Genomic DNA, 15659 nt, shown 5'->3' on the forward strand with positions numbered 1-15659 from the left:
GCGGGTGGCGGCGACGCCGCCACCCGCACCACAACCTTGAGTTTTCCACCTTAGCCAGCCCCGGCTGGCGGCCAAAAGGAAGTAGGACACCTTGCTCGACGTCAACATCTTCGACGAGCTGCGTATCGGCCTGGCCAACGCCGATGACATCCGTGCGTGGTCGCACGGCGAGGTCAAGAAGCCCGAGACCATCAACTACCGCACACTGAAGCCCGAGAAGGACGGCCTGTTCTGCGAACGCATTTTCGGGCCGACCCGCGACTGGGAATGCTACTGCGGAAAGTACAAGCGCGTGCGCTTCAAGGGCATCACCTGCGAGCGGTGTGGCGTTAAGGTCACGCGTTCCAAGGTTCGCCGCGAGCGTATGGGCCACATCGAGTTGGCGGCTCCCGTCACTCACATCTGGTTCTTCAAGGGCGTGCCTTCGCGCCTCGGTTACCTTCTGGATCTGGCACCGAAGGACCTCGAGAAGGTCATTTACTTCGCCGCCTACATGATCACCGACGTCGATGAGGAGGCGCGGGCGGAGGACCTGCCCGACCTGCAAAACGGCGTTGACCTGGAGATCAAGGAGCTGGAACAGCGCCGCGATGCCGACATCGAGGCGCGCGCCGTCAAACTCGAGCAGGACATGGCCGCCCTCGAGGCAGAGGGCGCAAAGGCCGATGCCCGCAACAAGCTCGAGAACTCGGCGCACCGCGAGATGGAGCAGATCCGCCGCCGCGCAAAGCTCGAAATCGAACGCGTAGAAAAGGTGTGGGACCGCTTCAAGGGCCTGAAGGTTGCGGATCTGGAGGGCGACGAGGCGCTGTACCGCTCGCTGCGGGACCGCTACGGGGACTATTTTGAAGGCTCCATGGGCGCCGCCGCCATTCAGAAGCGCTTGCAGTCGATGGATCTGCAGGCCGAAGCGGAGGCTCTGCGGGAAACGATCGCGACCGGCAAGGGACAACGCAAGACCCGCGCCCTGAAGCGGCTGAAGGTCGTCAATGCGTTCCTGTCCACCGACAACTCACCTACCTCGATGGTGTTGGATGCGGTGCCGGTAATTCCGCCGGACCTGCGCCCGATGGTGCAGCTGGACGGTGGGCGCTTCGCGACCTCCGACCTCAATGATCTCTATCGGCGAGTGATCAACCGAAACAACCGCCTCAAGCGTCTGCTGGACCTGGGCGCTCCCGAAATCATCGTGAATAACGAGAAGCGGATGCTCCAGGAAGCGGTGGACTCGTTGTTCGACAACGGACGCCGCGGTCGCCCAGTCACGGGCCCCGGAAACCGTCCTTTGAAGTCGATTTCGGACATGCTCAAGGGTAAGCAGGGGCGGTTCCGCCAGAACCTGCTCGGCAAGCGCGTCGACTACTCCGGTCGTTCGGTGATCGTTGTCGGCCCGAAGCTGAAGCTGCACCAGTGTGGTCTGCCCAAGCAGATGGCTTTGGAGCTGTTCAAGCCCTTCGTCATGAAGCGCCTTGTTGACCTCAACCACGCACAGAACATCAAGGGTGCCAAGCGCATGGTCGACCGCGCTCGCCCCGAGGTTTGGGACGTCCTCGAAGAGGTCATCACGGAGCACCCCGTGCTGCTCAACCGTGCCCCCACCCTGCACCGCCTGGGAATCCAGGCGTTCGAACCGCAGCTGGTCGAGGGTAAGGCTATCCACCTGCACCCGCTCGTGTGTGGCGCGTTCAACGCCGACTTCGATGGCGACCAGATGGCCGTACACCTGCCGCTGAGCGCCGAGGCCCAGGCGGAGGCCCGGATCTTGATGCTTTCGAGCAACAACATCCTCAAGCCCTCCGACGGGCGTCCGGTGACCATGCCGACCCAGGACATGATCATCGGCCTGTTCCACCTGTCTACGCTCCGGGAGGAAGCCGCCGGGGCCGGGCGCGCGTTCTCATCGGTGGCCGAGGCGATTCTCGCGTTCGACCAGGGAACCTTGCACCTCAACGCGCCGATCAAGGTGCGCTTCGAAGAGGACTTTGTGCCAGCCAACCCGCTTCCGGAGGGGTGGGAGCCCGGTCAGGCCTACGAAACGACGCTCGGACGCGCACTGTTCAACGAGCTGCTTCCGGTCGATTACCCGTTCGTCAATGACGTGGTCGACAAGAAGAAGCTGTCGATCATCGTGAACGATCTGGCGGAGCGCTATCCGAAGGTTGCCGTCGCAGCGTCCCTGGACGCGTTGAAGGACGCCGGTTTCAAGTGGTCGACGCGTTCTGGGGTCACCATCGCTATTTCCGACGTGGCAACACCGGCAGAAAAGGCGAAGATCCTCGACGGAGCCGAGGCGAAGGCTCTCACGGTTCAGGAGCAATACGACACCGGTCTTATCACGGACGACGAGCGACGCCAGGAACTGATCGACATCTGGACCCAGGCCACCGACGAAGTAGCCGAAGCCATGCAGAAGAACTTCCCGAAGTACAACACCGTGTTCCGCATGGTGGGATCGGGAGCGCGTGGTAACTGGATGCAGGTGCGCCAGATCGCGGGTATGCGCGGTCTTGTGGCGAACCCGAAGGGCGACATCATTCCCCGCCCGATCAAGTCCAACTATCGCGAGGGCCTGTCGGTCCTTGAATACTTCATCGCGACGCACGGGGCCCGAAAGGGTCTTGCAGACACCGCCTTGCGGACCGCCGACTCCGGGTACCTGACCCGGCGCCTGGTGGACGTGTCCCAGGACGTGATCATTCGCGAGGAGGACTGCGGCACCGAGCGCGGGTTGTCGCTTCCGGTTGCGGTTTCGGACGGTGCGGGCGGATTTGTGCGCGATGAGAAGGTCGAGACCTCGATCTACTCGCGCACACTAGCCGGCGACGTCGAAATCGATGGTGAGGTTATTGGACGCTCTGGCGAGGACGTCGGCGACGTTTTGATCGACAAGCTCATCGCCGCCGGGGTTGCCACGCTCAAGGTGCGTTCGGTGCTGACGTGCGAATCGCGCGTGGGTACCTGCGCCAAGTGCTACGGGCGCTCGCTTGCGACCGGCAAGCTCGTCGACATCGGCGAGGCAGTCGGGATCATCGCGGCGCAGTCAATCGGTGAGCCCGGTACTCAGCTGACAATGCGTACCTTCCACACCGGTGGTGTCGCGGCGGCCGACGACATCACGCAGGGTCTTCCCCGCGTGACGGAGCTGTTCGAAGCGCGCACACCCAAGGGAGAGGCGCCGATCGCCGAGTATTCGGGGCGGATCGAGATCGAGGACGAGGAGCGTTCGCGACGACTCATCCTTACCCCCGATGACGGCTCCGAACAGATCACCTACCAGGTCTCCAGGCGGGCGACGCTGTTCGTGCACGATGGGGATCACGTTGAGGTCGGCACCCAGCTTGTCAAGGGTGCGCGCGACCCCAAGAAGGTGCTGCGAATACTTGGTCCGCGTGCAACCCAGAAGCACTTGGTCGACGAGGTGCAGGAAGTCTACGGTTCCCAGGGCGTTGACATCCACGACAAGCACATCGAGGTCATCGTGCGTCAGATGCTTCGCCGCATCACCGTGCTGGACTCCGGCGACACGAACCTGCTCCCGGGCGAGCTCGCGGAGCGTGGACGGTTCGAGGACGCCAACCGCCAGGCGATCGCCGAGGGCGGACGCCCCGCCTCGGGTCGACCCGAATTGATGGGGATCACCAAGGCATCGCTTGCGACGGATTCGTGGCTGTCGGCCGCGTCCTTCCAGGAGACGACGCGAGTTCTGACGGAGGCCGCGATGAGCGGTCGCCGCGACCCGCTGCTGGGCCTGAAAGAGAACGTCATCCTCGGTAAGCTCATCCCAGCGGGAACCGGGTTGCCGCGGTACCACCAGGTCACGGTCGAACCGACTGAATCGGCGCGCGACGAGTTGTACCCGAGCTTCGGGTATGACGAGGTCGGGGCGGTGGACTTCGGGTTCGGTGGCACCGGCGAGTCGATCCCGCTTGACGACATCGATTTCGGTGACTTCAGCTAGGTTGCGGTAGACGCAGGTGTGGGGCGGGTCGGTCTTGACGGATCGACCCGCCCCGCGCGCGTTGTGGGCACCGCCGCGGCAAGCGGACGGGCTATTGTGAGTGGTGCAGGTACGGGCTAAACGCAGATGTGGAGGCATGCTAGTGGCGGGATTGATCGTCGGTTTGGTAACCGATACCGAGGGGCTGCCGGCGGTCGCGCAGCAGCGGGCCGACCTGGCGGAAGCCGGCGGCGTAGGGGCAGACATTCGGTCGCTCTCCGCGCGCACGCAAGAGGACTGGCACTACGGAATTGCGAGCGTGCTCGAGGACCTGGGTGCGGGGGACACGGTACTCGTCACCGATCTTGGGGCGTTTGGGACCCGGATCGATGACGTCGTCGAGCGCCTGGCCGCGCTGGTGGATCGTGGCGTGCGGTTCCGTTCACTCAACGACGGCATCGATACGGGCAACGACTCGGCATTCGGCGATGCGATGGTGACCCTCGCGCGGGCTGTCCAGGCCGGTCGGGACGCGCGGACGCGGGCCGCGTTGCGCGCCTATGGGGGCGTGCACGGCGCGACGCCGCCAAAGGCAAGATTTGTGGACGAGGCCGCCTACCTCCGGGTCAAGTCTCAGGACTGATTGCGGAACTTGACAGAACAACACCAGCGCTCTATTGGCATTGTTGTGTCCGGATGCTAGACTGGGTGACTGTGCCTGTTGGACAGGCCCCGTATTTCGACCGGATTTGCCGCGGCCAGGCCGCGGGGGGAGCCGGAGCATCGGAACAACAAAGGTATTGCGTGGCTCGCGTCGCGCCTGCGCTCATGGTGCGTCGAGCCTTGGTTGCGGGTCGGATCAGACACATTCCGGGCTCGGCGCTGCACGGCGGCGCGTGCCCGGCCATCGAGCCGGTGGTACGTGGCGTGAAGCAGCTTGTCGGGCTGTGGCGCGCTGGTGCGCCCAGTTCGGACAGTGAGTTCGATCCGCGTGCGGATCTACAAGCAGTGATAACCCATGAAAGCCGGTCACTATGACGGGCTCGAACAGACGGAGAAGTAGTGCCCACTATTCAGCAACTCGTCCGTAAGGGACGTACCTCGAAGGTCGGGAAGTCAAAGACTCCCGCCCTCAAGGGTTCCCCGCAGCGTCGCGGTGTATGCACCCGCGTCTACACGACTACACCGAAGAAGCCGAACTCGGCTCTGCGTAAGGTCGCTCGTGTGAAGCTGTCCTCGGGTATCGAGGTCACGGCGTACATTCCAGGTGTCGGACACAACCTGCAGGAGCACTCGATCGTGCTCGTCCGCGGCGGTCGTGTTAAGGACTTGCCAGGTGTTCGTTACAAGATCGTGCGCGGCGCGCTCGACACCCAGGGTGTCAAGGGTCGCAAGCAGGCTCGCAGCCGTTATGGCGCGAAGAAGGAGAAGAGCTGATGCCTCGTAAGGGACCGGCCCCGAAGCGGCCTATCATCATTGACCCGGTGTACGGGTCGCCCGTTGTCACCCAGCTCATCAACAAGGTTCTCCTTGATGGCAAAAAGACCACGGCGGAATCGATTGTCTACGGCGCGTTGGAAGGCGTGCGCGAGAAGACGCAGCAGGACCCCGTGGTTGTGCTCAAGCGCGCTCTGGACAACATTCGTCCGGCGCTCGAGGTTCGCTCGCGTCGCGTCGGTGGTGCCACCTACCAGGTTCCCGTCGAGGTCCGTCCCGCGCGTGCTACCACGTTGGCGTTGCGCTGGCTGACCGACTTCTCGCGCGCTCGTCGTGAAAAGACGATGACCGAGCGCCTGCAGAACGAGATTCTGGACGCATCGAACGGCCTTGGTGCCGCGGTCAAGCGCCGTGAGGACATGCACAAGATGGCCGAGTCGAACCGCGCGTTCGCACACTACCGCTGGTGATTACGTCCGGCCCCGGGCGCGCCCCGGGGCCGGCCACCCGCTCCTAGTACCCCCGATCCTCCAGCGACTGAACGAGGTAACCTAAGTGGCACTTGAAGTGCTAACCGACCTGCATAAGGTCCGCAACATCGGCATCATGGCCCACATCGATGCCGGCAAGACTACGACGACTGAGCGCATCCTGTACTACACGGGTGTCAACTACAAGATCGGTGAGACGCACGACGGCGCATCGACCATGGACTGGATGGAACAGGAGCAGGAGCGCGGCATCACGATCACGTCCGCCGCGACAACGTGCTACTGGAAGAACAACCAGATCAACATCATCGACACTCCCGGGCACGTCGACTTCACGGTCGAGGTTGAGCGCTCACTGCGGGTGCTCGACGGTGCGGTGGCGGTATTCGATGGTAAAGAGGGTGTCGAGCCGCAGTCGGAGACCGTCTGGCGTCAGGCAGACAAGTACAACGTCCCGCGCATCTGCTTCGTCAACAAGATGGACAAGCTCGGCGCCGACTTCTACTTCACGGTCGACACCATCATCAACCGGCTCAAGGCGAAGCCGCTCGTGATTCAGATCCCGATCGGTGCTGAGAACGACTTCGAAGGTGTCGTCGACCTTATCCAGCAAAAGGCTCTGGTCTGGCGGGGCGAGACGAAGCTCGGCGAGCACTACGAGGTCGAGGAAATCCCCGCCGATCTGGCGGAAAAGGCCGAGCAGTATCGCGCTGAGCTGATCGAGGCGGTTGCGGAGGCCGATGAGGAACTGCTTGAGAAGTACCTTGGCGGCGAAGAGCTGACCATCGACGAGATCAACTCGGGCATCCGCAAGCTCACCATCGCGGGCGATGCGTTCCCCGTTCTGTGTGGCTCGGCGTTCAAGAACAAGGGCGTTCAGCCCATGCTCGACGCCGTGATCGCCTACCTTCCTTCCCCGCTCGACGTTCCCGCCATCGAGGGACACGACCCGCGCGACGAAAGCAAGGTCATTGAGCGCCACCCGGACGCCACGGAGCCGTTCTCGGCCCTCGCATTCAAGGTCGCGACTCACCCGTTCTTCGGCAAGTTGACCTACGTTCGCGTGTACTCGGGCAAGGTCGAGCAGGGCGCGCAGGTGCTCAACTCCACAAAGGGTAAGAAGGAACGCATCGGTAAGCTGTTCCAGATGCACTCGAACAAGGAGAACCCTGTTCCGGAGGCATCCGCCGGTCACATCTACGCCTTCATTGGCCTCAAGGACGTTACGACGGGCGACACGCTTTGCGACTTGCAGAACCCGGTCATCCTCGAATCCATGACGTTCCCCGAGCCCGTCATCGACGTGGCGATCGAGCCCAAGACAAAGGCCGACCAGGAGAAGCTGTCGACCGCGATCCAGAAGCTCGCCGAGGAGGACCCGACCTTCCGCGTGAAGCTGGATGAGGAGACCGGCCAGACCGTTATCGGCGGAATGGGCGAGCTTCACCTGGACATCTTGGTCGACCGCATGCGGCGTGAGTTCAAGGTCGAGGCGAACGTCGGTAAGCCGCAGGTGGCGTACCGTGAGACGATCCGCCGCAAGGCCGAGAAGATCGACTACACGCACAAGAAGCAGACCGGTGGTTCCGGTCAGTTCGCTAAGGTGCAGGTGACTTTCGAGCCGCTTGAGACCACCGATGGCGAGCTTTACGAGTTTGTCAACGCCGTCACGGGTGGACGCATCCCCCGCGAATACATCCCGAGCGTGGACGCTGGAATCCAGTCGGCCATGGAGCAGGGTGTGCTGGCAGGCTTCCCGTTGGTGGGCGTCAAGGCGACGCTGCTTGACGGCGCCTACCACGACGTTGACTCGTCAGAGATGGCGTTCAAGATTGCCGGCTCGATGGTCCTCAAGGAGGGCGTCAAGCGGGCAGACCCGGTTCTTCTGGAACCGGTGATGGCGGTAGAGGTGCGTACACCTGAGGAGTACATGGGTGACGTCATCGGTGACCTTAACTCCCGCCGTGGCATGATCCAGTCGATGGAAGATGCTACGGGTGTCAAGGTCGTCCGGGCTCAGGTACCGTTGTCAGAGATGTTCGGGTACATTGGCGATCTGCGGTCGAAGACCCAGGGTCGTGCAGTTTACTCGATGCAGTTCGACAGCTACGCCGAGGTGCCTCGGAACGTTGCCGACGAAATCATCAAGAAGACCCGGGGCGAGTAAGTCCCACAGGTCGAGAACCTCAACACAAGAAAATCAACCTGTAGTAACGCCCCCGCAGAATCAAAACAAGGTAAGATTCTGCATCGTTCGGCACAACTACCTTTCGTCCCCAGGAGGACCCCAGTGGCTAAGGCCAAGTTCGAGCGGACCAAGCCGCACGTCAACATCGGTACCATCGGTCACGTTGACCACGGTAAGACCACGCTGACGGCAGCGATTTCGAAGGTACTTCACGACAAGTACCCGGACCTGAACCCCGAGTTCAAGTTCGACGACATCGACAAGGCTCCCGAAGAGAAGCAGCGCGGTATCACGATCAACATCGCGCACATCGAATACGAGACCGACAAGCGTCACTACGCGCACGTTGACGCCCCCGGTCACGCTGACTACATCAAGAACATGATCACCGGTGCGGCCCAGATGGACGGGGCTATCCTCGTTGTCGCCGGTACCGACTCGGTCATGGCTCAGACCAAGGAGCACGTCCTTCTTGCTCGCCAGGTTGGCGTTCCCTATCTGCTCGTCGCGCTGAACAAGGCCGACATGGTGGACGACCCCGACATGCTCGAGCTCGTCGAGGAAGAGGTCCGCGACCTGCTTGAGTCGCAGGGCTTCGACCGTGACGCCCCCGTCATCCCCGTCTCGGGTCTGAAGGCACTCGAGGGCGACCCTGAGTGGGTTGCCTCCGTTGAGAAGCTCCTTGACGCGGTGGACGAGAACGTTCCCGACCCCGTCCGCGAGCTCGACAAGCCCTTCCTGATGCCGATCGAGGACGTCTTCACGATCACCGGTCGTGGAACCGTCGTCACCGGTAAGGTCGACCGCGGTGTCCTGGACGTCAACTCCGAGGTCGAGATCGTCGGTCTGCGTCCGATCCAGAAGACGACCGTCACCGGTATCGAGACGTTCCACAAGTCGATGGACCAGGCACAGGCCGGTGACAACACGGGTCTGCTGCTGCGCGGTATCAAGCGCGACGAGGTCGAGCGTGGCCAGGTTGTCGTCAAGCCCGGTTCGATCACCCCGCACACCGACTTCGAGGCTCAGGTTTACATCCTGAACAAGGACGAGGGCGGGCGCCACAACCCGTTCTTCTCGAACTACCGCCCGCAGTTCTACTTCCGCACCACGGACGTTACCGGTGTCATCACCCTGCCCGAGGGTAAGGAAATGGTTATGCCTGGCGACAACACCGAGATGACCGTTCACCTCATCCAAGAAATTGCGATGGAAGAGGGCCTCGGCTTCGCCATCCGCGAGGGCGGCCGCACGGTTGGTTCGGGTCGTGTAACCAAGATCATCAAGTGATCCTTGTCTAGCATTCGCGCTTAGGCGCGCTTGCGAGGCGGGGGTCGAGCATCTATTGATGCTCGACCCCCGCTTTTTTGTTGTCATCATGCCCGCGATTATGCGCTTGATCGTGGAACGATAGTGCCGCAGATGTAGTGGGGTGAGGCGGCCATTTCCTGGTTTTATGACAATACGTCGATCACTGCCGCGTAGCAGTCCACCGGTGGGGCATGCGGTCGATGGCGGTGAGTCCGGCTTGCGCGCACAGCACGATGTGAGTAACAACACACTCGGAGTGCAGTTCGTCGGGTCGCGTTTCCGCCTCGGCGTGGGCGTGGGGCGGGGTTCGGTTGCCCGAAGCCCGCACGATGCCGACCGCGAAAGGCCGGTGAACGTTCCAATTCCCTGTCTCATCAGTCGCTAGTCGTGGGCGAGTCTTGTGTGGTCTGGCGATCCGTCGCAAGTTGAGGTACCGGACGAGGCCAGCGGACTCTAGGCCTTAGCATCGCACGCTCTACGGGCGACTATTGACATCGCTTCTGTGGTTTGCAAACATGTTCTACGTTATAGCCGGACGTATAGTCGGCCTGTCGCCAAACTAGGATTCCCATTGGAAGGCGTCTCAATGTCAAAAAAATCCCCAAATGGGGTACCTCGTGGTCGTGCCCTGAATCGATCCACCGCCCTACTCGCGTCGAGCGCAATGGCTGCGACCGTGTTCGTTGCGGGCGTCGTCTCAGCGCCGTTTGCCGCCGCCGATACCGTCAGTGAAGGGTTCCGAGGTGTTTCGGCGTCAGGATGGAAGCTACTGAATTCTGCGTGCTTGACCGATGCGCCGTCTGGGAGCGCGGCATATTGCAAGCGGGACCAGACGCCTTCACAGGTATCGACATCGAACGGGTACGGTACCCCGGCCGTCTCGGACGGAAACTCAGGATTTCTGCAACTCACGGCAAACCGTCACGACGATCGCGGTGGTGCCATTTACAACACCGGTATTGGTGCGGAACATGGTTTGCGGGTTGAGTTCACTCAGTATCAGTACGGGCGTGAAGACGGAGGCCGGCGTTCGGCGGATGGAATTAGCTTCTTCCTCGTAGACGGCCAGAGCGATCTGACGGATGTTGGCGCATACGGTGGCGCGTTGGGCTATGCGCCGCGCACGTCGGACTACACGAACTCACAGAACTGGGGGATTGAGGACGGGTACCTAGGTATCGGTCTGGACGCTTTCGGAAACTATGCAAATAGCGGGCATGTTGGCGGATCTGACTGCGGTGTAGTCCCCGGCGAAACCAACAACATGTACGGCAACAACTATGAATGGAATCCGAGCGATCCGAACCTGCAAGCAACCAATGCGATATCAGTTCGCGGTCCGTGGGGTGGAACGGTAACTACCGGATACTGCCTTCTGGCCAGCAAGAAGCTAGACAGCGCCGGTGTTAATGGATCTACAACGAGTTCGTGGGGCAGCGACTCGATCTATAAGGAGGGGATCAACAATGTGATCCCGTCCACAACTGAAGTTGAATCGGCGGCGCGAAGGGTCCAGATTATCGTGAAGCCGGGGGCGACGGGTGCTGCTCCGACGGTGAGCGTGTCGATCGACTACTCGGGGACGGGAAACAACTTCGTGCCGGTTCTCACGGATGTGCAGATCAAGGACCGCGCTGGTAACCCTGCACCTTTGCCATCGTCGTTCAAATTTGGCTTCGCGTCTTCGACGGGCGGATCAACCGGTTCGCACCTGATCAGCGGGCTCACCGTCACGGGTGACCCGACCGCAACCGATGACTCTGTGACGCTCTCACAGTGGCAGCCCGCCTCCTTCAACGCGGCATCCCTAGTGACCCCGGGCGCTTTCCCAATTCCGGCTACTGGCGCCTACTCCATAGAGGACCCTGCCCACCCGGGAACCTTTGGTTCGTCGTTTTCGACGTCATACGGAACGTGGCAGATTAACACGGACACGGGTGCGGTGACCTATACGCCTACACCCGGTGTCGCGCAGTCAGGACATTCCCCCCAGGTCAAATTCCGAGCAACTGATTCGAACGGGACCGTGGCCGCTGGGAACCTGCACGTAACCTACAAGCCAACGACCGGGGACGAAGAGAAGGTGGTAGCACCGGGCGCCACTGCTACGTTCCCGCCTTCGTCGCTCGACACGATTCTGGGATCTGGTACGGTCGCCAGCTACAAGTTGCTCGACCCTGCCACCGGCAATCCGATCTCGACCGACACATACACTGACTCGCACGGCGGCGTCTGGACGATCGACCCCACAACCGGGAGCACCTCCTACAAGGCTGCAGCGAACTACCGAGGTCCTGTTGACCCGATCGGTTACCGATTGACTGACTCGAATGGCTTCACCACCGATGGAAAGCTATCGATTTGGGAGCCTCCGGTCGGCGCCGACCAAACTAAGTCGGCCACGCGCGGTTCCGATGTCACTTTCGATCCCGCTGGCGACCTAGTCACCACCGGTTCCGATGGCAACCCCACTGTCAAGCTGTCCGACCCGGACGCCGGAAACCCGAACAAGAAGTCCGTTCCGGGACAGGGTGTGTGGACCCTCGATCCTGCAACGGGCAAGATCACGTTTGATCCCGAAAGTAACTCGATCACCAACGTGACGCCAATTTCCTACACCGTGACGGACAGCAGGGGGCAAACGGACACGGGCCTGTTGGCTGTGGCTTACGATCCGCAGACTGGTGATGCTCAAAAGACTGTTGAACCTGGCGGCACCGCGACATTTGCGCCGAACGACCTTGGTACTGTGCCGGGATCGGGCGCTATTACGGGATACCAATTGCTAGATCCCGCCACCGGCAACCCGATCGCCTCCAATTCCTACACGGACTCACACGCAGGTGTCTGGACCATCAACCCGGCGACGGGCGAAACAACGTATGCTGCGGCTACTGGCTATCGCGGTCCCGTTGACCCGATCACCTATCGAGTCACCGACGCTAACGGAAAGACTGCTGACGGCACGCTGTCGATAATTGTCGGTCCGGCGGCAAACGATTCTACGGTGACGGCTGCACGCGGTGATTCGGTGACATTCGATCCGATTGGCGACCTTACGAAGGCTGGTACGGACACGACATTGACGATAAGTCTGGTTGGAGCGGATGCTGGTTCGCCGAACACGAAGACGGTCAGCGGCGAAGGCGTGTGGACGCTCAACCCCGCTACCGGCAAGATCACATTCGCACCCGCGGCGAACTATTCGGGCGCGGTGACACCAATCGACTACATCGTTACTGACGGGAACGGGCTGAAGGACCAAGCCAAGCTCGGTGTCATCTACCCGCCCGCGACTGGAGATTCGGTCAAGACCATAGAGCCCGGCGATACGGCCACCTTCGCTCCCGCCGACCTCGGTACATCGGGCGGATCGTCGGCTGCGCTCACGTACACCTTGCTCGAACCCGGCACGGGCAACGCGGTGACGTCGTACGCCGACACCCACGGTGGCCTATGGACCATAGACCCGACCACAGGTGAGACGACCTATAAGTCCGACCCGAGTTACCGCGGGCCGGTCCCTGCCGCCGACTATCGCGTGACGGACGGCAACGGCAAGACGGCCGACGGCAATCTCAACATCCTGATCGGGCCCAAGGCCTCGGACGAAACCAAGACCTCGAACCCGGGGTTGGCTGTATCGTTCGATCCCGTTGACGACCTGACCAAGTCCGGATCGGATTCGGCGAAGACGATATCATTCGTTTCGCCTGACGCATCCGACTCCAACAAGAAGACCGTGCCGGGTGAGGGTACATGGAACCTGGTGCCAGCCACCGGTGTGATCACCTTCACGCCCGAGCCGGGTTACACCGGGAACCCGACGCCGATCGACTACCGGGTCACCGATGGCAATACTCTGTCGGACACGGCGACTCTGACGGTCAAATACAACCAGCCGCCCGTAGCGGGCGACAAGGTCGTGACCGTTAACCCCGGGGAGACGGCAAAGCTGGCGCCGGTGATCACTCCCGGATCGGACGCCAACCTCGTGGCATCGATCGACGGTTCCGACGCGGGGGACCCGACGAAGAAGACCGTACCGGGCCAGGGCGTGTGGACGATCGATCCGTCGACGGGGAAGGCGACCTTCACCCCGGAGGCGGGATTCACCTCGAATCCAACTCCCATCACATACACGGTCACTGACGGGAACGGATTGACCGATTCGGGCAAGCTGACGGTGTTGGTGAACCAGCCGCCGGTCGATAAGGACCACGGCAAGACGACAAACCCAGGCGAATCCGTGACTTTCGATCCGATTGGGGACTTGACGACGCCGGGCACTAGCACGGACCTTGAAGTCAAGCTGGTGGATCCCAAGACGGGCAAGCCGACGACGTCAACCACGGTCACGGTGCCCGGAGAGGGCGTGTGGACCGTCGATAAGTCGACCGGAAAGGTGACGTTCACGCCGCAGGACGGATTCACGGGCACCGCAACCATTGACTACCAGGTGGTCGATGGGAACGGGTTGACCGATACTTCGACGCTCAGCGTTACGGTGAAGAAATCGGCCGACACCAACAAGTCCGATAACACCAGCACCGACGATTCGGGAAGCGGAAGCTCGGGGGATGACTCCGGGAACTCAAGTGGCAACCTCCCGCAGACCGGTGCGGAAATCACCGTGCCCGTGGTGATAGCACTGTCCCTCCTGCTGGTCGGAGCCGGGCTGGTTGTCGTCAATCGCCGCCGTACGGCGTGACTGACTGAAATCGATCTCGCGCGTGTTGTGAACTAGCGTGCGGGGCACCCAAGGGTGGTGCGCGGCCTCGACGGGTCGCGTACCACCCTTGCGTTGTCTGCGTGGAGTCGTTGCGCGCGAATGCGCTGCGGAGGTGCGGCCCGCTCGGCGGCGGACACGCGCCCGCTCGGCGGCCAGCGCTGCTCCCATGCGAATGGTTGCGGGGAGGGGCGCGGGCCTCGTCCCGCAATGCAGGTTGCGCGGAATGTATAACATGTGGCAGACTAATCAGGTTGCCCGCTCAAGGGCTTGCTCCTTCATGGGGTTTGACGAATCGAACAGCGGATAGATGCTAAGCGCCGGCGGGGCATGGCCCGGGCGCGGGTGTTTCGGTTGTTCGGTCGCCAAATAGGCGCGTGAACTCCGCCGACAGTATCTTGGGCAGGGCGTACGGACGTTGAAGTCGCGGGGACGTCGGCATGGCCGATAGCAACTGCGGTTTCTATCACAGGCCCCCACGTTCCACCCGGAACAGCGGCCGGGTTGGTTGCAATTATGCGACACGCCCGAGTGCGGGGGTCGGACAGCTAGCAGTTCAAGAAAGTGAGTCAGACGACGCCATGGCGGGACAGAAGATCCGCATCCGGCTCAAGTCCTACGACCACGAGGTAATTGACAGTTCAGCGCGCAAGATCGTTGACACCGTCACCTCCGCTGGTGCGACAGTCGTGGGCCCGGTGCCGTTGCCGACCGAGAAAAACGTATTCGTGGTGATCCGGTCGCCGCACAAATACAAGGACAGCCGTGAGCACTTCGAGATGCGCACACACAAGCGGCTGATCGACATCATCGATCCCACGCCCAAGGCCGTCGATTCGCTCATGCGTCTCGATCTGCCTGCGGACGTGAACATCGAAATTAAGCTCTGAGGCGGTGACAAGAGACATGACTATCCAACAGAACGAACGTCCCGTCACCGCGGTGCTCGGCACCAAGCTCGGCATGACGCAGGTTTGGAACGAAGCTGGCAAGCTCGTGCCGGTCACCGTAGTTGCCGTCAGCCCGAACGTGGTCACCCAGGTTCGTACGGTCGAAACCGATGGCTACGCTGCTGTGCAGCTTGCCACCGGCCAGATCGATCCGCGCAAGGTAACGAAGCCGCTCAAGGGCCACTTCGAGAAGGCCGGTGTGACACCCCGTCGCCACGTCGCCGAGATCCGCACCCCCAACGCCGGCGATTTCAGCCTCGGCCAGGAACTTGCCGCCGACACATTCGAAGCGGGCGTGCTGGTGGACGTGCAGGGCACGACCAAGGGTAAGGGCTTTGCCGGTGTCATGAAGCGGCACGGGTTTGCTGGCGTCAGCGCCTCCCACGGCGCTCACCGCAACCACCGCAAGCCCGGATCCATCGGTGCCTGCGCAACACCTTCGCGCGTGTTCAAGGGACTTCGCATGGCTGGCCGCATGGGCCACGAAACCCAGACCACCCAGAACCTGACCATCCACGCAGTTGACGCTGAAAAGGGCCTGCTGCTCGTCAAGGGTGCCGTCCCCGGCCCCAAGGGCGGGATCGTTGTGGTTCGCAACGCCGTGAAGGGTGCCTGA

Annotated in this window: 9 protein-coding genes; all 9 read left to right on the forward strand. The window is 61.9% G+C overall.

What is annotated here, in order from left to right:
• The first annotated feature begins 91 nt into the window (after positions 1–91).
• Positions 92–3958, forward strand: a complete 3867-nt coding sequence (locus tag FB389_RS08555) for a DNA-directed RNA polymerase subunit beta' (RefSeq protein WP_142112740.1) — start codon at positions 92–94, stop codon at positions 3956–3958.
• Between the two features lie 142 nt (positions 3959–4100).
• The gene (locus FB389_RS08560; protein WP_170207941.1) at positions 4101–4580 is read left to right on the forward strand and encodes a recombinase family protein; all 480 of its coding nucleotides are present in this window, start codon (positions 4101–4103) and stop codon (positions 4578–4580) included.
• Positions 4581–4999: 419 nt separating this feature from the next.
• Entirely contained in the window at positions 5000–5374 is a 375-nt protein-coding gene (rpsL, locus tag FB389_RS08565; protein WP_142112749.1) for a 30S ribosomal protein S12, read from the forward strand.
• Positions 5374–5844, forward strand: coding sequence for a 30S ribosomal protein S7 (gene rpsG, locus FB389_RS08570; RefSeq protein WP_142112752.1), 471 nt, complete (start codon positions 5374–5376; stop codon positions 5842–5844). Before rpsL ends, rpsG begins: the two co-directional genes overlap by 1 nt.
• 85 nt (positions 5845–5929) lie before the next feature.
• Complete coding sequence (fusA, locus tag FB389_RS08575) at positions 5930–8032, forward strand: elongation factor G (protein ID WP_142112754.1); 2103 nt, start codon at positions 5930–5932, stop codon at positions 8030–8032.
• Positions 8033–8155: 123 nt separating this feature from the next.
• Positions 8156–9343, forward strand: coding sequence for an elongation factor Tu (gene tuf, locus FB389_RS08580; protein ID WP_142112756.1), 1188 nt, complete (start codon positions 8156–8158; stop codon positions 9341–9343).
• Positions 9344–10028: 685 nt separating this feature from the next.
• Positions 10029–14075 (forward strand): Ig-like domain-containing protein, encoded by a 4047-nt coding sequence (locus FB389_RS08585; protein ID WP_170207942.1) that lies wholly within the window; start codon positions 10029–10031, stop codon positions 14073–14075.
• A gap of 599 nt (positions 14076–14674) precedes the next feature.
• The gene (gene rpsJ / locus FB389_RS08590) at positions 14675–14983 is read left to right on the forward strand and encodes a 30S ribosomal protein S10 (protein ID WP_089396113.1); all 309 of its coding nucleotides are present in this window, start codon (positions 14675–14677) and stop codon (positions 14981–14983) included.
• Positions 14984–14999: 16 nt separating this feature from the next.
• A complete protein-coding gene (gene rplC, locus FB389_RS08595; protein ID WP_142112760.1) occupies positions 15000–15659 on the forward strand; it encodes a 50S ribosomal protein L3 in 660 nt (219 codons plus the stop codon).

Origin of the sequence: Rarobacter incanus (assembly GCF_006715765.1) — a bacterium.
GTDB classification, from domain to species: domain Bacteria; phylum Actinomycetota; class Actinomycetes; order Actinomycetales; family Cellulomonadaceae; genus Rarobacter; species Rarobacter incanus.